At 60.8% G+C, this 18,991-nt stretch carries 24 protein-coding genes and 1 tRNA gene; 10 read left to right on the plus strand and 15 right to left on the minus strand.

Annotated elements, in window-relative coordinates; translation table 11 throughout:
* Nucleotides 1-103: 103 nt before the first annotated feature.
* The 9 genes from H7H48_RS02425 (at nt 104) to H7H48_RS02465 (ending at nt 5,366) form a co-directional block, all read left to right on the plus strand.
* Nucleotides 104-1,123 (plus strand): PD-(D/E)XK nuclease-like domain-containing protein, encoded by a 1,020-nt coding sequence (locus H7H48_RS02425; protein WP_229447221.1) that lies wholly within the window; start codon nt 104-106, stop codon nt 1,121-1,123.
* Entirely contained in the window at nt 1,120-1,326 is a 207-nt protein-coding gene (locus H7H48_RS02430; RefSeq protein ID WP_229447222.1) for a hypothetical protein, read from the plus strand. The genes H7H48_RS02425 and H7H48_RS02430 overlap by 4 nt, the downstream gene beginning before the upstream one ends.
* Complete coding sequence (locus tag H7H48_RS02435) at nt 1,323-1,553, plus strand: hypothetical protein (RefSeq protein ID WP_229447223.1); 231 nt, start codon at nt 1,323-1,325, stop codon at nt 1,551-1,553. Before H7H48_RS02430 ends, H7H48_RS02435 begins: the two co-directional genes overlap by 4 nt.
* Nucleotides 1,550-2,668 carry a recombinase RecT gene (locus tag H7H48_RS02440; RefSeq protein WP_229447224.1) on the plus strand — a complete coding sequence of 373 codons (1,119 nt, stop codon included), beginning with the start codon at nt 1,550-1,552 and terminating at the stop codon, nt 2,666-2,668. Before H7H48_RS02435 ends, H7H48_RS02440 begins: the two co-directional genes overlap by 4 nt.
* Entirely contained in the window at nt 2,665-3,078 is a 414-nt protein-coding gene (locus H7H48_RS02445) for a hypothetical protein (protein ID WP_229447225.1), read from the plus strand. Before H7H48_RS02440 ends, H7H48_RS02445 begins: the two co-directional genes overlap by 4 nt.
* Nucleotides 3,075-3,287 (plus strand): hypothetical protein, encoded by a 213-nt coding sequence (locus H7H48_RS02450; protein WP_229447226.1) that lies wholly within the window; start codon nt 3,075-3,077, stop codon nt 3,285-3,287. The genes H7H48_RS02445 and H7H48_RS02450 overlap by 4 nt, the downstream gene beginning before the upstream one ends.
* Nucleotides 3,287-3,754: a hypothetical protein gene (locus H7H48_RS02455; protein WP_229447227.1), complete on the plus strand. Its 468-nt coding sequence runs from the start codon at nt 3,287-3,289 to the stop codon at nt 3,752-3,754. Before H7H48_RS02450 ends, H7H48_RS02455 begins: the two co-directional genes overlap by 1 nt.
* Complete coding sequence (locus H7H48_RS02460; RefSeq protein ID WP_229447228.1) at nt 3,754-4,131, plus strand: HNH endonuclease; 378 nt, start codon at nt 3,754-3,756, stop codon at nt 4,129-4,131. Before H7H48_RS02455 ends, H7H48_RS02460 begins: the two co-directional genes overlap by 1 nt.
* Before the next feature lie 191 nt (nt 4,132-4,322).
* A complete protein-coding gene (locus H7H48_RS02465; protein WP_229447229.1) occupies nt 4,323-5,366 on the plus strand; it encodes a tyrosine-type recombinase/integrase in 1,044 nt (347 codons plus the stop codon).
* Nucleotides 5,367-5,440: 74 nt separating this feature from the next.
* On the opposite strand, the gene H7H48_RS02470 is transcribed toward H7H48_RS02465, so the two are convergent.
* The 7 genes from H7H48_RS02470 to H7H48_RS02500 all read right to left on the minus strand — a co-directional run bounded on the left by H7H48_RS02470 (nt 5,441) and on the right by H7H48_RS02500 (nt 10,023).
* A tRNA-Pro gene (locus H7H48_RS02470) sits at nt 5,441-5,517 on the minus strand.
* Between the two features lie 122 nt (nt 5,518-5,639).
* Nucleotides 5,640-6,161 carry a MerR family transcriptional regulator gene (locus tag H7H48_RS02475; RefSeq protein WP_229447230.1) on the minus strand — a complete coding sequence of 174 codons (522 nt, stop codon included), beginning with the start codon at nt 6,159-6,161 and terminating at the stop codon, nt 5,640-5,642.
* A gap of 161 nt (nt 6,162-6,322) precedes the next feature.
* A complete protein-coding gene (locus tag H7H48_RS02480) occupies nt 6,323-6,646 on the minus strand; it encodes an integration host factor subunit alpha (RefSeq protein WP_223020392.1) in 324 nt (107 codons plus the stop codon).
* 108 nt (nt 6,647-6,754) lie between these two features.
* Nucleotides 6,755-7,726 carry a beta-ketoacyl-ACP synthase III gene (locus H7H48_RS02485; RefSeq protein WP_229447231.1) on the minus strand — a complete coding sequence of 324 codons (972 nt, stop codon included), beginning with the start codon at nt 7,724-7,726 and terminating at the stop codon, nt 6,755-6,757.
* 9 nt (nt 7,727-7,735) lie between these two features.
* Nucleotides 7,736-8,791, minus strand: coding sequence for a phosphate acyltransferase PlsX (plsX, locus tag H7H48_RS02490; protein ID WP_223020390.1), 1,056 nt, complete (start codon nt 8,789-8,791; stop codon nt 7,736-7,738).
* A gap of 110 nt (nt 8,792-8,901) precedes the next feature.
* On the minus strand, nt 8,902-9,471 hold the full coding sequence (locus tag H7H48_RS02495) for a DUF177 domain-containing protein (protein ID WP_229447232.1): 570 nt from the start codon (nt 9,469-9,471) through the stop codon (nt 8,902-8,904).
* A 3-nt stretch (nt 9,472-9,474) separates the two neighbouring features.
* Complete coding sequence (locus H7H48_RS02500) at nt 9,475-10,023, minus strand: ubiquinol-cytochrome C chaperone family protein (protein WP_229447233.1); 549 nt, start codon at nt 10,021-10,023, stop codon at nt 9,475-9,477.
* Nucleotides 10,024-10,148: 125 nt separating this feature from the next.
* Between H7H48_RS02500 and H7H48_RS02505 the strand changes: the two genes are divergently transcribed.
* The gene (locus H7H48_RS02505; protein WP_229447234.1) at nt 10,149-10,670 is read left to right on the plus strand and encodes an outer membrane protein assembly factor BamE; all 522 of its coding nucleotides are present in this window, start codon (nt 10,149-10,151) and stop codon (nt 10,668-10,670) included.
* Nucleotides 10,671-10,762: 92 nt separating this feature from the next.
* Here the strand turns inward: H7H48_RS02505 and H7H48_RS02510 are convergent, their stop codons facing one another.
* The 8 genes from H7H48_RS02510 to glyA form a co-directional block, all read right to left on the minus strand.
* Nucleotides 10,763-12,895, minus strand: coding sequence for a sodium-translocating pyrophosphatase (locus H7H48_RS02510; protein ID WP_229447235.1), 2,133 nt, complete (start codon nt 12,893-12,895; stop codon nt 10,763-10,765).
* A 205-nt stretch (nt 12,896-13,100) separates the two neighbouring features.
* The gene (locus tag H7H48_RS02515; protein WP_229447236.1) at nt 13,101-14,318 is read right to left on the minus strand and encodes an MFS transporter; all 1,218 of its coding nucleotides are present in this window, start codon (nt 14,316-14,318) and stop codon (nt 13,101-13,103) included.
* The gene (gene nusB / locus H7H48_RS02520) at nt 14,315-14,806 is read right to left on the minus strand and encodes a transcription antitermination factor NusB (protein WP_065817708.1); all 492 of its coding nucleotides are present in this window, start codon (nt 14,804-14,806) and stop codon (nt 14,315-14,317) included. The genes H7H48_RS02515 and nusB overlap by 4 nt, the downstream gene beginning before the upstream one ends.
* Nucleotide 14,807: 1 nt before the next feature.
* Nucleotides 14,808-15,275, minus strand: a complete 468-nt coding sequence (gene ribH, locus H7H48_RS02525; protein WP_229447237.1) for a 6,7-dimethyl-8-ribityllumazine synthase — start codon at nt 15,273-15,275, stop codon at nt 14,808-14,810.
* A gap of 44 nt (nt 15,276-15,319) precedes the next feature.
* Nucleotides 15,320-15,934, minus strand: a complete 615-nt coding sequence (locus tag H7H48_RS02530) for a riboflavin synthase (RefSeq protein WP_229447238.1) — start codon at nt 15,932-15,934, stop codon at nt 15,320-15,322.
* Nucleotides 15,907-17,037, minus strand: coding sequence for a bifunctional diaminohydroxyphosphoribosylaminopyrimidine deaminase/5-amino-6-(5-phosphoribosylamino)uracil reductase RibD (gene ribD, locus H7H48_RS02535; RefSeq protein ID WP_229447239.1), 1,131 nt, complete (start codon nt 17,035-17,037; stop codon nt 15,907-15,909). Before ribD ends, H7H48_RS02530 begins: the two co-directional genes overlap by 28 nt.
* Nucleotides 17,038-17,039: 2 nt before the next feature.
* Nucleotides 17,040-17,498: a transcriptional regulator NrdR gene (gene nrdR, locus H7H48_RS02540; RefSeq protein ID WP_025031595.1), complete on the minus strand. Its 459-nt coding sequence runs from the start codon at nt 17,496-17,498 to the stop codon at nt 17,040-17,042.
* Nucleotides 17,499-17,533: 35 nt separating this feature from the next.
* Nucleotides 17,534-18,850, minus strand: coding sequence for a serine hydroxymethyltransferase (gene glyA / locus H7H48_RS02545; RefSeq protein WP_229447240.1), 1,317 nt, complete (start codon nt 18,848-18,850; stop codon nt 17,534-17,536).
* Nucleotides 18,851-18,991 lie beyond the last annotated feature (141 nt).

An 18,991-nucleotide genomic window follows, 5' to 3' on the forward strand; every position in this document is an offset into this window, starting at 1 on the left:
CTCCTCCCATTCCCCGAACACCCGACGGCCCGCACTCTGGCTCTGATCGTCATCGGCGCCCTGCTCGTCGGGTTCTTTGAAACGCCCCACTGAGAATTGAACCATGACCGATCTCGACACAGATGCGATGCAGTCCATCGGTGACCTTGCCTCGCGGATCGTTGGAGGCCTTTCCCAGGAGAGACAGTGGGACGGCAAGACGATCACCGAACCGGGTGTCTATTCCGGCATCACGCTCGACCAGTATCACCAGAAGCGCGATTTGCTGGATGGACCGTCTATCTCGAAATCTGCCCTGAAATGGCTCTTGCCGGCTTACGGCGGCTCTCCCAAGGCATTCTGGGGCCGGTGGGCGTGGAACCCCGATCACGTCCGGCAGAATAGCACCAAGGCTATGGATTTCGGCAAGGCTGCTCATGCACTCCTGCTTGGCGATGAAGTGTTCTCGGCGAAGTTCGCGGTGCGGCCAGAGAAAGCCCCGGACGGCAGGAACTGGAACGCCAACAATTCATCGTGCGCCGCATGGATGGACGAACACAAGCACCTGACAGTCATCACATCAGACCAGATCGAACGCATCAAGCGCATCGCCGAAGACGCTCAGAATTATCCGCTCATTCAGATGGGTGTCCTCAATGGCCGCGTTGAGCGATCGATGTTCTGGAAGGATGAGGAAACCGGAATCTGGCTGCGCAGTCGCCCCGATGCGATGCCGAACGCAGATGGTGTGTTCGCGGACCTAAAGACCGCATCGAAGTTTGACGAGGATTTTCTGGAGCGCCAGATCTTCGACGCCGGCTATTTCCTCCAGGCAGCCATGACGCGGATGATTTGCCGTTCGCTCGGGATCCCCTTTGAGACGTTCGTGCTCGTCTACGTGCTGAACGACGACGTTCCGGACACGGCACATGTCGAAATCTCAGCCCATGACATCGACCGTGGCGAACGCGTCATCCGGTGGTGCCTGAACACAATCCGTCATTGCCTTGATGCCGACAACTGGCCGGGCGCGCGTCCGTTCGCGGGCGGTGAGCGGCACATCCAGATGAAGCCGTGGGCCAAATCCCGGCTCGATGACTTCCTCGACCATCAAGACCAGATCGCCCAGCAGGAGGCCGCATGAAGCGCAAATACCAGCGCGGGTCGGTCATCCGCGACCCCGATCTCGTCATTCACATCATCCGCCAAGGGCGCCATCTCTACTGGAGGGACAAGGTACAGAACGCCGGATGGATGCAGAACCAGACAATTCGGTCAATCGAAGCGCATGCCCGCGCCGGCTACTTCGCCTTCGCCCATCCGATCAGGGAAAGGAAATCCGCATGATCATCGATCCAGACTTCCGCAAGGTCGATGAACCCGTCGTCACGCTCGAATTAAGCATGCAGCAGGCCGAGTGGGTCTCCAACGGCCTGTCTGACCTTCTTTGTTGGGCGCGGGGCTTCAACGCAGCCCTTTCACAAGACGACCACGACCGCAGCCCAATGGGCGTTTCTCAGGCACGCGAAATGAACATCGCCCTGAAGCGGGCAATTGAAAGGGCCGAAAAATGAACCAACTCGTCTCGCAACAGAACACTTCAATCAACCAGGTCGGCATCGCGTCTGGCAATGGCTCTAAGATCGCGCCGCAAACGCTTGGCGAGGTCGTTCGCTTCGCAGAGGTCATGTGCAAAGCAGACATTGCGCTGCCGAAGCACCTGCGCGGCAACGCCGGGGCATGTATGGCCGTGGCGCTTCAGGCTCTCGAATGGGAGATGAGCCCGTTTGCGGTCGCGTCGAAGTCCTATTCGGTCAATGGCCAGATTGCATATGAAGCCCAGCTCATCATGGCTGTGATCAACACACGATCCGGCATTGAGGGGCGCTTGAAGTTCCGCTTTGAGGGCGAAGGTCCGGAACGGGTCTGCATCGCCCACGGGAAAATAGACGGCGAAGAGCTTGAGGTTCGCTCTCCGAAGTTCAAGGACATCACTCCGAAGAACTCCCCGCTCTGGAAGTCCGATCCCGATCAGCAGCACTGCTACTACACCGCTCGGGCGTGGGGCCGGCGACACACGCCAGAGGTGATCCTTGGCGTCTACGACCGGGACGAAGCAGATCAGTTCCGCGGGCCCGACAACGCCAAGGACGTAACGCCTCCGTCGCTCATGTCACGCTTGCAGGCTCAGAAACCGTCTGGGGACATGCAGGAGGCGCGCGAAGGCTTCGACATGTCCAACGTGACGCGCGAGACCGAAGGGCTCTCCAGCGGTCAGGAAATCAATCACGAACACAGTTCACCGGCAGAAAGCCCCACCGGTGACGGCAGTGGGTCACTCGCCGCCTCTCCATCAGAGCGGTCCACTGCCGACAATTCACCCGCCACGGCGGACCAGGCCGGCTCGCAAGACATGGGAGAGAGCGAAAGCGAGCCGGCTTCCGTCGATCCGGATTGGCTCAAGACGTTCGCCAAGGCGATCATAGGCGCCATCGGTGAGGATGAGGTTGTCGTCGTCAATCAGTCCAAGGGGCTCTTTGTCGAAGGCCTGAGCGACGATGTGCGGGCCAAGGCGAAGTCGATAACGAATTACGCGCGCGCCTGCTGCCGCAACGAAGTCGAACTCTCGGACTGCATCGACATGATTGCTGGCGTGGCTGGCGTCGACCCGAAGGAGCTGGTGGCATGAGCAAGAAAGCGCATACGCCGGGACCGTGGGTTGCAGAGCCACGGCAAGGATGGGGTCACGATCCAGTAATTAGCGCAGCCGGCTGGCCTAAGCCAATTGCAACGATGGTCCCGCACCCAGATCGCTACTACCGCCATAAAACGCGGGAGGTTGATGGGGAGGAAATCACAACCTTCACCCCCGAGACAGGCGATGGCGAGGCCCGCATTGCGGAAGTTGACGCAGAACTGGAAGCCAACGCCCGCCTTATAGCTGCCGCTCCTGAAATGCTGGAAGCGCTGGAGGCATGCAAAGAGATGGCGCGGGTCATGGAAGGCCTGTGTGCCTGTCGTGGCGATGATGACTGGGTATGGGGCATCCAAGCGAAGATCGACGCCGCTCTCTCCAAAGCCACAGGAGGCGTGTCATGATCTCCATCCGCCTCATCCGTCGCGTGATCTGGGGCTGGCAGGACTGGCGGTACCAGAACAAGCTCGAGAAGATCATCCCAGGCTACCGGGAGCGCCGCGAAGAGCTTTTCAAGGCCAAACGCCAGCATCGTCCCACACAGGCGCTCTACAGGGAGCAGCGTGACGCCATGTCCCGGCTGCTTACCAGATACGCAAGGAGGGCTCGCTGATGGCCTATGCTGCGACCACAAGCGTTTCCGTAAGCAAGACCAAGGGCGAGATCGACGGACTGCTGAGGAAGCACAAGGCCGCCGGTTTCGGCGTGTTCGAGGAACGGACGCGCGCGATGCTGGTCTTTGAGATGTCAGAGCGCAGGATTGTCTTCCACCTTCCGCTCCCCGACCAGCTCGACAAAGAGTTCGTGATGACTGCCCGTGGCAAGGCCCGGTCTGCCGACGCAGCTCTTGCAGCATGGGAGCAAGCCTGCCGGTCACGATGGCGGGCATTGTTTCTCTGCATCAAGGCAAAGCTCGAGAGCATCGAAAGCGGCATTGAGAGCTTTGAAGATGCATTTCTCGCACACATCCAGATGCCGGACGGCCATTCGGTGTCTGAGCATGTCAAACCGCGGATCGCTCAGGCCTATGAGACCGGCACAATGCAGCCGCTCTTGCCGGCGCCGAAAGGTGGTGCGTGATGGCAGTGCCCATGATCGACAACCCGCTTGGCGGCCGCAGTGTCGAGGAGTGGATCGGCTCGAGCCCGGATGCCAAAGTCCCGCAGCGTGTGATTGATCGGGTCTGGCTCCGACACAAAGGCCGCTGTCACCTGACCGGCATCAAGATAACTCCGCGCGATCAGTGGCACGTTGAGCACGTCAAACCGCTGTCCATGGGCGGCGAGCATCGAGAAAGCAATCTCGCTCCCGCTCTGGTGCCAGCTCACAAACTCAAAACCGCCGAAGAAGCCGGCGACCGCGCCAAAGCTGACCGCATCCGCAGGAAGCACAACGGAACGTGGCCTCGCTCCAAGGCGAAGATCGCCGGACGCGGGTTCCAGAAGACGCGAGGATGAGATGACAAAGCCCCTCCGTCACCGTCGATGCGAGATCGAGAACGCCGGTCGCGTAGCCCGCGATATGGGCCTTACCGTGCGCCTTGAGGTGGATGGAGCGATTACGCTTATCCCCGATACTCACAATGACCGATTTGACAGCGCGCCTCTGAATGGCGGCAATCCCCTCCGCGCATGGAGGGACAGACACAGTGCGGGTAAATCTCGTGGGCGTTCATAGCGTCAGGAAGAGACTGGCCGACGGATCGGTCAAAACCTATCACTATGCGTGGCGAGGCGGCCCGGCAATTAAGGCCGACCCAGAAACAGAGCACCGAAAATTCACCGAGGAATACCTGCGACTAACGCGCGACCGTGAAGACGCGCCGTATCAGGGCTGCATGGCCGAGATCGTTCGCGGCTACCTGAAATCCCCGCATTACAAAGACCTGAAGCCCAGCACTCGCGAAGGCTATGACCTGGCGATCCGTGCAATCGAGGGTGAGTTCTACGACATGACGGCCGAGCGCATTTCCGGGGCCGGAAGCCGAACCCTTTTTCTCGAATGGCGTGACGAGATGGCAGAGACGCATCCCCGCAAGGCCGATCTCTACATGAGCGTTCTGCAGCGTCTGTTCTGGTTCGCCCTAGACCGGGAAATGATCGAGCGACACCCGTTGGAGCGGATCACCAAGGTAAGCGATGGCACCAGACGGGACATCATCTGGACAGATGCCGATATGAAGGCGTTCAGGGAAAAGGCACGCGAGCCACTGGTGCGAGCAATGATGCTTGCAGCATGGACCGGGCAGAGGCAGGGAGATCTACTCGCCCTCACCTGGTCAGCCTACGACGGGAACGCCATCAGGCTCCGGCAGTCCAAAACCGGCGCCCATGTCGCCGTGAAGGTGTCTGCCGAGCTTCGCGCCATTCTGGATGCAGCCAAGGTCGAGAACGCCAAACGAGACACGCCTGCAGCGACGATCCTCACGAATCGCAGTGGCAAGCCGTGGACCTCCGGTTTCAAGTCTTCTTGGAGAAAGGCGGTTGCGGCTGCCGGGATTGAGGGAAAGACATTCCACGATCTGCGTGGGACGTTTGTCACCCTCGCCTATCGGAACGGCGCTTCAATTCGGGAGATTGCCGAGATCACGGGGCATGCGGAAAAGGACGCTGAAGGAATAATTCGCAAGCACTATCTGGTGTCGAGCGCGGCTGTGGAAAAGATCGAAACAGGAACGCGATCTGTAAACTAGCTGAAAAGCTGTAAACCGGCAGGCCACGGCTCCAAATAGGGAGCCATCCAAACAACTGAAATAAAAGAGAGAAATGGTCGGAGCGGCGGGATTCGAACCCACGACCCCTTGACCCCCAGTCAAGTGCGCTACCGGGCTGCGCTACGCTCCGAACCGGCGCAAGGGATATAGTTTCCTCTTCCCACGCGCAAGGCCTAAAAACCGCTCAGGGACAAAAAGCCGTGTGCGAGGCCAACTTTCTCCACGAGCCATTCCAGGAATGGAGAAAAGAAGCTACCGCACCTGATCAAGCAGGCGCTTGCATTCCAGAAGATCGAACAGCGCCTCCTGAAGAAGTGCCCGGTTGTCGCGCGAAAGGCTCGTGGCATCGGCGGCGACAGGTCCATCCTGCTCGCCACGACCCAGACCAAAAAAACGTTTGCTCGGCTTGGCTTTCGGCGTACCGACCAGGACCTCCTCTTCGGAGGCAGCCTTCTCGGCCTCGGCCTGATGACTCTGGGCGATCGCTTCGACAGCGGCCACATCGCCCCGACCGATGGCCACGACAAACTGGTTGCCGTTTTCGCGCAGAAGCTTCTGCACACCTTTGATCGTATATCCCTGATCATACAGCATATGACGAATGCCCTTGATCAGGTCTATGTCCTGCGGCCGGTAATAGCGGCGTCCGCCGCCCCGCTTCAGCGGCTTGATCTGCGAGAATCGCGTTTCCCAGAAGCGCAGAACGTGCTGAGGCAGATCGAGTTCTTCAGCCGCTTCGCTGATGGTGCGGAAAGCGTCGGGGCTCTTGTCCATGATCGCGCAATCTCCTGAAGGCCGGCGCCCTGCGCCATCCCTTTCAAACCGGGCGTTCCGACCCACGTTCTTGAAGCGTCAGAACACCCCACCGATTCGGAAGTCTAAACCACTTCCCGGCCAGGAAAAATGAGAGCGGGGCGGTTTCCGAAAAATGCGGGTCAGGCGCTCTTGCGCATCCGCCTTGCCTGGTGCGCCTTCAGAATTTTTTCCTTGAGCACATTCGAAGCCTTGAAAGTCATCACACGACGCGGAGAGATCGGCACTTCTTCGCCGGTCTTCGGATTGCGGCCGATGCGCTCGTTCTTGTCACGCACCTGAAAGGTGGCAAAAGAGGAAAGCTTCACCGTTTCGCCGCGGACCACCGCGTCACAGACTTCCTGAAGAACCATTTCGACAAGCTGAGCGGATTCGGTTCGTGACAGTCCGACCTTCCGATAGACGGCCTCAGCCAGCTCGGCACGCGTCAGTGTCTTTCCCCCCATAGGGCTACCCATCCAGATCTTGAAAATGCATGTGATTTCAATACGCGGCGCTGACGTTACAAAAATTGCTTCGCAACGGTCAAGGACGATACACGTGATTTACGTCCGCTACCAGCGTACCAGCACCGCACCCCAGGTAAAACCGCCGCCCATGGCCTCCAGAAGCACGAGATCGCCCTTCTTGATCTGGCCGCGTTCGACTGCAACTGACAACGCCAACGGCACAGAGGCTGCCGACGTGTTGCCATGGAGATCCACCGTCACGACAACCTTCTCCTCGGCAATGCCGAGTTTCCTGGCCGAAGCGTCGATGATCCGACGGTTGGCCTGGTGCGGAACGAACCAGTCGATATCGTCGGCGGTGATGCCGGCCTTGGCAAAAACGTCCTCGATCACATCAGTGATCATGCCGACTGCGTGTTTGAACACTTCCCTACCCTGCATCCGCAGATGACCAACCGTGCAGGTCGTCGAGGGTCCACCGTCAACATAGAGTTTGTCTCGCTGGCTGCCGTCGGAACGCAGCGATGAAGCGATTATACCGCGCTGGTCCAGTGCGGCTTCACCGTCTTCGGCCTCCAGAACCACCGCGCCCGCGCCATCTCCGAACAGCACACAGGTCGTGCGGTCATTCCAGTCGAGAATGCGCGAGAAGGTTTCAGAGCCGATCACCAGCATCCGTTTTGCCTGCCCCCCACGAATGTAAAGATCGGCCGTGGTGATGGCATAGACGAAGCCGCTGCAGACGGCCTGCATGTCGAAGGCGAAGCCGCCCGGCATGCCGAGACGCTCCTGGATTTCGACGGCTGTTGCCGGAAAAGTATTGTTGGGGGTGGAGGTGGCCAGAATGATCATGTCGACGTCGGCGGGCGTCAGTCCCGCGCTATCGAGAGCGGCGCGTGCCGCCGCCTCTCCCAGCGATGCGGTCGTCTCATCTTCCGATGCGATATGACGCTGGCGGATGCCGGTCCGCTGGACGATCCACTCATCGGTTGTGTCGACAAGTTTCTCGAATTCCGCATTCTTCATGATGCGGCGTGGCAGGGCGGAGCCAATGCCACGCACAACGGATCTAGTCATCACAGCGTCCTATTCATTCACGGCTGTAACGCCGGCAGCCGCTTGCGGCTTGCGGGCGTGATAGAGGTCCAGGGTGGCGCGCGTTCTGTCGAGCAGATGACTGCGCGCCATTTCATATCCAAGCTCGACGGCGGCAGCAAATCCCTCTGCATCCGCCCCGCCATGGCTTTTGACAACAATTCCGTTGAGGCCCAGAAAGACACCGCCATTCACCTTGCGCACATCCATCTTTTCGCCGAGGCGCCGGAAGGCGCCGCGCGCAAAAAGATAACCGATACGCGCCATGAGCGTACGCCCCATGGCCTCGCGGAGATAGCCGGCAATCTGTCGCGCTGTGCCTTCAGCGGTCTTCAACGCAATGTTGCCGGCGAATCCTTCCGAAACCACCACATCGACCGTGCCCTTGCCGATATCGTCACCCTCCACGAAGCCCTCATAGCGCATCGTGTTGAGTGCGGCCTCGCGCAGCATGCGCCCAGCCTCTTTCACCTCTTCCTGCCCCTTGATCTCCTCAACCCCCACATTCAGGAGGCCGACCGTGGGGCGATCAAGATCGAAAAGCGCGTTGGCCATGGCAGCACCAAGGATGGCGAAGTCGACCAGTTGCTGCGCATCGGCACCGATGGTCGCGCCCACATCCAGCACGATGCTTTCGCTGCGCATGGTCGGCCAGATTGCCGCGATAGCCGGTCGTTCGATATCGGCCATGGTGCGCAGGCAGAATTTGGACATGGCCATGAGCGCACCAGTGTTGCCGGCAGAAACACAAGCATCCGCCTCGCCGTTCTTGACCGCTTCGATGGCTTTCCACATGGAGGACTTCCAGCGCCCCTGGCGCAGCGCCTGGCTTGGCTTGTCGTCCATCCGCACCGCCACCTCGCAATGCGTGAAGTCGCTCACGTCCTTCAGGCCTGGTAAGCCGTCGAGAACCGGCAGGACAGCATCCTCCCGGCCATAAATGAGAAAACGGGCGTCGGGACGTCGTTCGATAACCTTGGTCAGGCCACGCAGCGTGACCTCGGGACCATGATCCCCACCCATAGCGTCAATCGAAATGCGTACCACGCGTGATGTGCCTCAATGGTTGATCGGGCGCCGGTATCGGCTCAAATGTGCGGCGAAAATAGCGTTTTTGGCCGGAGGCACAACCTCGTTTCGCGCCTTCAACATGCAATTCAGGACTTTTGTCCAAGCTTTCGCAGCCCTTCATACAGCGGACCGGGCTCTTTCGGCGCTTCGTCCTGAGGCTGCCCGGCTTCCATAACAGCCCCTGCCTTGCGCGGATAGGGGTCGATGCCGAGCGTAAAGAATTCTTCTGCGAGCGCACCCACGTCAATGATGCTGCCGTGAAAAGTGTCAGGCATGTCCGGACCTTCCGCGTCGAGCACGAATTCTCCACCGTCCACTTCGTTGCGCGCCAGCCGAGAACCTTCTGGCACAAGCGTGGCTGACACGTCTTCCCTGATATGGCTTGAAACGGGCTCAAGCGTCACCACGCAGGCCTGAGTTATCTCCGCCTCGACCGTACCGGTAATGCGCACCCCGTCAGCCTTCCACGGCCGCACGGTGAGATCCGCGACAAAGCGCTCGACAGAAAGAAGATCGTGCTCCTCAGCCAGGGCTCCGCGTTGGCCTGCATCGGCCTCGATCGATACCGGCATGCCCTTTCGGGCAAGGCGATGAACATTCACCTGGTGTGAGACCGGCGTTTTCCTGGGTTTGTCTGTCATGGTCCTGTCGATCATGGATCAGCGCTCCCTTTCTGCATCAGGGAATGAAATGTCGGCGGCGATCAGGTGTTCCACCTTCTGCGTTTCCAGCAAGGCCGCCGCCTCAAGCGCATAGCGGGCAAGCGGTTCGGCACCCATCCAGTTTTCGTCGTCCGGACGGATATTGCGCCGCATGGCCGCAGCCAGCGCCTCGGCATCATTCGCGTCGATGGCTTCACCATAGGTGGCGGCGCGGCCATAGAACATGCGCGCCAGCTTCTTGATCCGCTTGGGAACCCCCATGTCGCCAATGCCCAATTCGCGGATAGCGTGCTCCACATCAGCGAAGAATACGTCTGTGACCTCCTGCGCCACCTCGCGAACGGCCGCCCCATCCTCTTTGCGTACCCGGCGCAGAAACAGAATCATATGAAGTGCAATCATCTCAAAACGCCCAAGTGGCGTGTCGGGCACATCCCAGCGCGCATAGAAGACAGGCTGCCGCGAGGCCGCCACGATTCGTTCATACAAGCCGTCGATGACCATACGGCGCGAGCGCTGTCCAAAGCCAAACAGCTTCTGGAACATGAGAATTGCCCTCCCTTGGGGCCGGTTTGGGACAGGATCAGGTTGCATCGGCGCTTAAGCTGGTTTACCCGTTTTGCCGGCGGGGACAAGGGTTTTCGATCGAAAGCCCTCGCGCCGGGGACGCTATGGAGATGTCGTTGCAGGTGAAGAAAATCAACAGTTATCCTGTCGGACGCACAATTTTGGCTGCCGGTCTCGCCGGCGCTGCGGCTGCATTGTCCGGCTGCAATGTCGCTAACACGCTCGATGCGCGCGAAACGCTTACCCAGGGTTACGTCATCGACGAGCAGGCCTTGGAGCTGGTTCCCGTGGGTTCCAGTCGCGAGCAGGTGCTGCTGGCGCTCGGTTCGCCGTCCACAACAGCAACCTTCGACAACGAAGCCTTCTACTACATTTCGCAGAAACGCGTGCGCGGGGCCGCCTTCATGCGTCCGCGTCTCGTCGAGCAGCAGGTTCTCGCCGTTTACTTCGGCGACGACGAACGTGTCTCGAAAATCGCCCGATACGGAATGGAAGACGGCAAGGTGTTCGATTTCATTTCCCGCACCACGCCGACAGGCGGCAAGGAACAGACGTTTATCGGCCAGATTCTCGCCGGCGCTTCCAAGGGCGGCCCGCCTTCGGGCCTCTTCGGCGGCGGCGGCTGACCAATCACGGATCTCAGGCAACAACAAAAGCCCGCGAGCCATGCTCGCGGGCTTTTTCATTGACGGCTGCAAATGCAGCCCCTGTCAGCCTGTCAGTGTGCCAGAACCGCCAAGAGCAACAGCGCGATGATGTTGGTGATCTTGATCATCGGGTTCACAGCCGGCCCTGCGGTGTCCTTGTAGGGGTCTCCCACCGTATCGCCGGTCACCGAAGCCTTGTGGGCCTCCGATCCCTTCTCGTGCTTGGTGCCGTCAGCATCCACGAAACCATCCTCGAAGGATTTCTTGGCATTGTCCCAAGCGCCGCCTCCGGCGGTCATGGAAATTGCCACGAACAGACCTGTCACGATGACGCCGAGGAGCATCGCACCAAGGGCCGAGAAGGCCTCGCTCTTTCCAGCAATGGCGTAGACGACCGCAAACGCCACCAGCGGCGATAGTACCGGCAGGAGCGAAGGCACGATCATTTCCTTGATCGCCGCCTTGGTGAGAAGGTCGACCGCCGCGCCATAGTCAGGCTTCTCCCTGCCTTCCATTATGCCCGGCTTCTCACGGAACTGCCGGCGCACTTCCTGCACGATGGCACCGCCGGCGCGGCCCACCGCCGTCATGGACAGACCGCCGAAGAGGAAAGGCAAAAGGCCACCGAAGAGAAGGCCGGCGACCACATAGGGGTTTGAGAGCGAGAAATCGACGCTTACGCCCTCAAAGAAAGTACCCGGCTGCGCATTCGCCGCGAAATATTTCAGGTCTTCCGTATAGGCCGCGAAAAGCACCAGCGCGCCGAGACCGGCAGACCCGATGGCATAGCCCTTGGTCACCGCCTTGGTGGTGTTGCCGACCGCATCGAGCGCGTCGGTCGTCTGGCGAACTTCGCTCGGCAGATCCGACATCTCGGCGATGCCGCCGGCATTGTCCGTCACCGGACCGAACGCATCGAGCGCCACCACCATGCCTGCCAGCGCAAGCATCGTTGTCACGGCGATGGCGATGCCGAAGAGCCCCGCCAGATTGAACGACAGGATGATGCCGGCAATAATGACGATAGCTGGAAGCGCCGTTGCCTCAAGCGAAACCGCCAGGCCCTGAATGACATTGGTGCCATGGCCGGTCACCGATGCCTGGCTGATGGAACGCACCGGCCGATAGCCGACGCCGGTATAATATTCGGTGATCCAGATGATGAGGCCGGTCACGCCGAGCCCCACAACGCCGCACCAGAAGAGCGACATGCCGGTAAACTCGGCACCATTGCTCGCCGAGAAGGTTGTGGAAGCGCCGAGCCAGCCCCAGACAATGCCGCCAAGCGCGACAACCGAAAGAGCGGCGGTCGCCCAGAAGCCTTTGTAGAGCGCGCCCATGATCGAGTTGTTGGAGCCGAGCTTGACGAAAAACGTCCCGATAATCGACGTCACCACGCAGGCAGCGCCAATGACCAGCGGGAAGAGCATGAGCGTCAGCGCCACCTCGCCGGTGAAGAAGATCGAAGCGAGCACCATGGTGGCGACGACCGTCACCACATAGGTCTCGAACAGATCGGCAGCCATGCCCGCGCAATCGCCGACATTGTCGCCCACATTGTCGGCGATGGTGGCCGGGTTGCGCGGATCGTCTTCGGGAATGCCCGCTTCCACCTTGCCCACCAGATCGCCGCCGACATCCGCACCCTTGGTGAAAATGCCGCCGCCCAGACGCGCGAAGATGGAAATCAGCGAGGCGCCGAAACCAAGTGCCACCAGTGCGTCGATGACGATGCGGTCCGTTGGCGCATGGCCTAGCGGCCCTGTGAGAACCCAGAAATAGACTGACACGCCCAGCAGCGCGAGACCCGCCACCAGCAGGCCGGTGATCGCACCAGACTTGAAGGCGATGTCGAGGCCGGCGGCGAGGCTGTTGGATGCTGCCTGCGCCGTGCGCACATTGGCGCGCACCGAAACGTGCATGCCGATGAAGCCGGCTGCAGCCGAGAGCACCGCACCGATGAGGAAGCCGATGGCCGCCACGCCGGTGAGAAGCCACCATGCGAGAATGAAGACCACGACACCGACAATGGCGACAGTGGTGTACTGCCTTGTCAAATAAGCCTGCGCCCCCTCCCGGATGGCACCGGCGATTTCCTGCATGCGTGCATTGCCCTGATCGGCGGCCAGCACCGACCGGGTTGCCCAGATGGCATAGAGTATGGAAAGCACACCGCAGGCGATGACCACGTAAAGCATGTTCATTGCCAATCTATCCCTTGATTTCGACCCGCGACTGGAACCCCCTCCCGGGTCACGCTGAAAAGGCCGGCGGCATTCGCGCCCCTCCCGGCCCAATGCGCGCAGCTTGGGCGAAGCCGCGCGGAGACGTCAAGCGTGTGCTGGGATAAATTGTCGCAGACCCGGAGGGAATCAGCCTCGGGGCCTTGTGCTGACCGGCATTGCCGGCTCAGGCAAGCTGACGTCTACGCCGGCTGATCGCCATGACTCCCAATGCCAGAAGGCAGGAACCGGCAACGGGAATCACAATCCATGCGAGCATATTCCAGCCGAACGCATTGTAGATCTGGCCCGACATAAGCGAGGAGAAGGCAGTGGTCGAAAACAGCAGGAAGTCGTGCACACCCTGAACGCCGTTCTTCTCCGATGGCCGGTAGCATTCGGCCACCATCGCCGTTGCTCCGATAAAGCCGAAGTTCCAGCCTATGCCAAGCAGGATCAGTGCAGTCCAGAATTGCCACAACGCAATGCCCGACAATGCCACGATGGCGCATGCAATCAGGGTCAGCAATCCCGTAGCCACAATGGTTTCCTTGCCGAAGCGAGCGATCAGCCGGCCAGTGATGAAACTCGGCGCAAACATTGCCATCACGTGCCAGGAAATGCCGAGCGTGGCCTCGTCAGGCGTAAAACCGCAGCCAACCATGGCAAGAGGCGCACCCGTCATGACGAAGCTCATCAGTGCATAGGAAGCAATGCCGCAGAAAAGCGAGACCAGAAAGCGGGGCTGCAACAGAATCTGGACCAGCGGGCGGGCCGGTTCTTGATCATCAAGCACCGACGACGGTGTTTCCTTCGGCAGGCGCAGGAAAGAGAGGATGCACGATCCCAAAAGTCCCAGCACGACGAGGGCTGCAAAAGCGCCGGCAAACTGCACCGGAGCAAAAAGGTCCCGGGTGTAGATGACGGTTTGCGGGCCGATGATTGCGGCAAAAATGCCGCCGCCAAGAACCCACGAAATGGCGCGGGGCTTGAAATCGGCCGGCGCGTTGTCGGCGGCGGCGAAACGGTATTGCTGCAGAAAGGCATTGCCTATGCCCGTGAGAAGGAGGCCAATTGCAAAAAGCCAAAAACTGCTTTGAAACAGGGCTGTTGCGGCCACGAAACCGCCGCTTGCCGTGACAAGTCCGCCGGCCATAAAACCGTTGCGACGCCCCACCGCGCGCATCAGGGCGGCAGCGGGAAGCGCGCCAAGCGCGATGCCGACATTGAAACCCGTTACGGGCGCCGTTGCGAGCGACTTGTCGCTGCCGAGCAGATAGAAACCGGCGAGACCGCCCATGGAGATGGCGATCGGGGCAGCGGAGCCGACGATGGCCTGTGCGGAGGCAAGAATCAGTGCGGTGCGTTTTGCCTCGCGGTACAGGTCATCGCGCGTGCCGGTCATTCCGGGTCTTTCCCCCTGCCCTCATTGCGGCTGCGCCGGGCAACCCGGTCGAGCACGGCATTGACGAGTTTTGGCTCGTCCTCGGTGTAGAACGCCTTTGCGATGTCCACATACTCCGAGACGATCACGGCCACCGGCACATCCTTGCGCCGTGTAAGCTCATAGACGCCGGCGCGCAGGATGGCGCGCAGCGTTGAATCGAGACGCGAGAGCGGCCAGTCCTCCGTCAGCGCCTTGCGGATCACCGGGTCGATCGTCTTCTGGTCCTCGACAACGCCCGACAGAATGGCGCGAAACCATTGCGGATCGGCATCGCGGTAAAGCTCGCCGTCGATCTCCTTGCCAAGGCGGAAAAGCTCGTATTCCGCCGTGGTCTCGAGCAGGCCCGTGCCCGCCACATCCATCTGGTAAAGCGCCTGAACGGCTGCAAGGCGGGCTGAACCCCGTTTGTTGGCCGGGCGAAAGCCGTCTGCGGTCGGTTCGGTCACATCAAGCTCCCATGCGCTGCTTGAGCGCAATCATCGTCAGTGCCGCTTCGGCGGCGAAATATCCCTTGCCCATGCTTTCACCGCTGGTGCCTTCGCTCTTCTCGATTCGGGCCAGCGCCTGGGCCTCATTCTCAACGGTCAGGATGCCATTGCCGATGGCGAGATTCTTCTGCACGGCCAGATCCATGAGGGCGCGGCTCGATTCATTGGCAACCACATCGAAATGATAGGTCTCGCCTCGAATGACGCAACCGAGAGCCACATAGCCGTGATAAAGCCCGCCTCCATTGCCGGAGGCGGCGAAGGCGATGGCTGCCGGGACTTCCAGCGCACCTGGCACGGTCACTACATCATAGGATGCACCGGCGGCATCCAGTGCTGCCTTTGCACCTTCAAGAAGGCCATCGGCCAAATGGTCGTAAAAACGGGCTTCGACGATCAGCAACCTAAAGGCGCGCGCATCGGCCATGGACACTCTCCACACGGCATTAAATTTAGAATGAGAGCGCTGCCTTAAGCCTCTTTGGCGGCATCCGCAAGCCGTGCGGCGTATCGCGCCATCGTATCGACCTCGATATTGACCCGGTCGCCCACCTTTCGCTCTCCCCAGGTGGTGACGGAAAGCGAGTGGTGAATGAGCAGGACATCGAATTGCGCGCCGTCAACGCTGTTGACCGTGAGCGACGTGCCGTCCAGCGCCACCGAGCCTTTCGGCGCAATGAACTTCGCCAGTTCCTTCGGCGCTTCGAGCACGAAGCGAACGGCCTCGCCTTCATCCCTGCGCTCGACGATTTCCGCCATGCCGTCCACGTGACCCGAGACGATATGTCCCCCCAATTCGTCGCCCACCTTTAGCGCGCGTTCCAGATTGATGCGCTGTCCTTGCTGCCAGTCGGAAACCGTGGTCAGCCGGAGGGCCTCTTCCCACGCCTCCACCTCGAACCAGCGCGTGTTCGCGCCCGCTTCTGGCAGTGCGACGACAGTGAGGCACACACCGGCGCAGGCGATGGACGCACCGATATCGATGGTCTCGGGATCGAAATTGGTTTCGATGCGCAACAGCACCCCTTCGTCGCGCGGTGTGACGGACTGCACCACGCCTATGTCCGTGACAATGCCGGTGAACATCGCTCGCCTTTCACATATTCCAGGTACACATCGTCGCCGAACCGCGTCTCGCGCAGCAGGCGAAAACCTTCCGGGATATGGTCGCGATCAAGAGGCGCGGCAATCCCGCCAGGGCCGATTTTCGATGGCCCAGTAAAGAGTGCAAGCCGGTCAACCAGCCCTTCCTCGAGGAACATCCGGGCCGTGTAGGCTCCACCCTCCACCATCAGGGTGAGGATGCCCCGCGCTGCCAGATCTTCCAGAAATTCCGGCAGCGCGATCTCTCCGTCATGGAGCTCGACACCGAGAAAATCGACGCCGGCTTCTGCCAGTGCCTTTCGGCGTTCCGGCTGGGAGTCTTCCGCCGCTGAAACCAGAACCGGCACATCGCGGGCGGTCCGTGCCAGAGCGGACTGCACCGGAAGCCTCATTCCCCGGTCGAGCACGACGCGCAGCGGCGAGCGATGTTCAAGCCCCGACAGCCGGCAGGTCAGCGACGGATCGTCCGCCAGCGCCGTACCGATGCCGACGAGGATTGCGTCGCTCTCCGCGCGCATCATGTGCGCCTGCCGGCGCGACACGGGACCGGTGATCGCGACCTGCCCCTCGCCTGTCCGCCCGATCATGCCATCGGCGGATATGGCAAGCTTGAGAGTCACTTCCGGCCGATTCTTCTCGGATCGCGTGAGATACCCACGCAGCATGTCGGCCGCCTCTTCGGCCAGTACACCCTCGACCACCTTGATGCCCGCCTCGCGCAGAATGGCGTAGCCCCTGCCGCTCACGCGCGGATCGGGATCGCTCGCCGCCCCCACCACACGGGTAACACCGGCGGAGACAAGCGCATTGGCGCAAGGGGGGGTACGACCGTGATGGGCACAAGGTTCGAGCGTGACATAGGCGGTCGCACCACGTGCCGCCTCACCAGCTTCCGCCAGCGCCTGCGGCTCGGCGTGCGGGCGCCCGCCAATCGCGGTGACGCCCCTGCCGACGATGCGTCCATCGCGCACGATGAGCGTTCCAACGGAGGGATTGGTGCCGGTCAGACCGAGATTGCGGCGCGACAGCCGGATCGCAGCCGCCATAAAGCGCCGGTCGAGCTCGCTTGCCGGCCCGCTCTCCATTCTCAGTCCTCTTTGCCCTTCAGCTCGCCCAGCACGTCCTGAAAGTCCTTCGCTTCGCGGAAATTGCGGTAGACCGAGGCAAAGCGCACATAGGCCACGTCATCCAGCGCCTTCAGAGCATCGATGACCAGCAGGCCGATGTCGTCTGATGGGATTTCCGTCTCGCCCGAGCTTTCGAGCTGGCGCACGATGCCGGTCACTGCGCGTTCCACGCGCTCCGGCTCCACATTGCGTTTTCTGAGCGCGATGTCGAAGGAGCGCATCAGTTTGTCACGGTCGAATGGCACCTTGCGGCCCGACCGCTTGACCACCACCAGATCGCGCAGCTGAATGCGCTCGAAAGTGGTGAAACGCCCGCCACAATCGGGACAGGCGCGCCGTCGCCGGATCGCCGCCCCGTCTTCTGCGGGGCGGGAATCCTTTACCTGTGTGTCTTCCGACTGGCAGTAGGGACAGCGCATGTTGGGCCCTTGTTCACGAATCCGTTCGTGACTGCTTACCCCAGATAGGGGTAGAGCGGAAAGCGCTCGGTGAGTGCGATCACCTTGTCCTTCACAGCCTGTTCGACCTTGGCATTGCCCTCGTCAGAGTTCGCTGCCTTGAGACCGTCGAGCACCTCGGCGATCAGCTGGCCGATTTCGCGGAACTCGGCCGTGCCAAAGCCACGCGTGGTGCCGGCAGGCGTGCCAAGACGGATACCTGACGTCACGAAAGGCTTTTCGGGATCGAACGGAATGCCGTTCTTGTTGCAGGTGATGTTGGCGCGGCCAAGGGCAGCCTCGGCACGCTTTCCGGTGGCGTTCTTCGGACGCAGGTCCACGAGCATCAAATGGTTGTCGGTGCCGCCCGACACGATGTCGAGGCCGGTCTCCTTCAGGCTTTCGGCCAAGGCACGCGCATTCGCCACCACATCGCGCGCATAGGTCTTGAATTCCGGCTTGAGCGCCTCGCCCAGCGCAACCGCCTTGGCGGCAATCACATGCATAAGCGGACCGCCCTGAAGACCGGGGAACACGGCCGAATTGAACTTTTTCGCCAATGCTTCGTCATTGGTCAGGATCATGCCGCCGCGCGGACCACGCAGAGATTTGTGCGTCGTGGTGGTGACCACATGGGCATGCGGCAGCGGCGACGGGTGCTGGCCACCGGCAACGAGGCCGGCAATGTGCGCCATGTCGACCATCAGATAAGCGCCGACCTCGTCGGCGATCTCGCGGAAGCGCTTCCAATCCCAGACGCGTGAATAAGCAGTGCCGCCAGCCAGAATAAGCTTCGGCTGGTGTTCCTTGGCGAGCCGTTCCACCTCGTCCATATCGAGCAGATGGTCGTCCTTGCGCACGCCATAAGAGATGGGGTTGAACCACTTGCCGGACATGTTGACCGGAGAGCCATGGGTCAGGTGGCCGCCCGAGTTCAGATCCAGCCCCATGAAGCTGTCGCCGGGTTGCAGGAGCGCGAGGAACACGGCCTGGTTCATCTGCGAACCGGAATTGGGCTGCACATTGGCGAACTCGCAGCCGAAAAGCTTCTTGGCACGCTCGATAGCCAGTTCCTCGACAATGTCGACATACTGGCAACCGCCATAATACCGCTTGCCCGGATACCCTTCCGCATATTTGTTGGTCAGAACCGTGCCCTGCGCCTCCATCACGGCGCGCGAAACGATGTTTTCCGAGGCGATCAGCTCAATCTCATGACGCTGGCGGCCAAGTTCCTGACGGATTGCGGAAAAGATTTCCTGGTCGCTGTCTTCGAGCGGCCGGGTGAAGAATGCGTCGGTCTCGCTGGAAGCGGCGGCGGTCGCAATTGCCATGGCGGTGTGTCCCCTTCGATGATGGATCAAATGCGGAAGTGGCGCATCTAGCACTTTTCCCCCGACCTCACCACGCCTGCCGGCGAAATTTTATGCTCCAAGAACGCAACAGCCGCCCGTTTCCGGGCGGCTGCGGCAATT

Source organism: Nitratireductor sp. B36 (genome assembly GCF_020833685.1).
In the GTDB taxonomy this organism is placed as follows: domain Bacteria; phylum Pseudomonadota; class Alphaproteobacteria; order Rhizobiales; family Rhizobiaceae; genus Nitratireductor.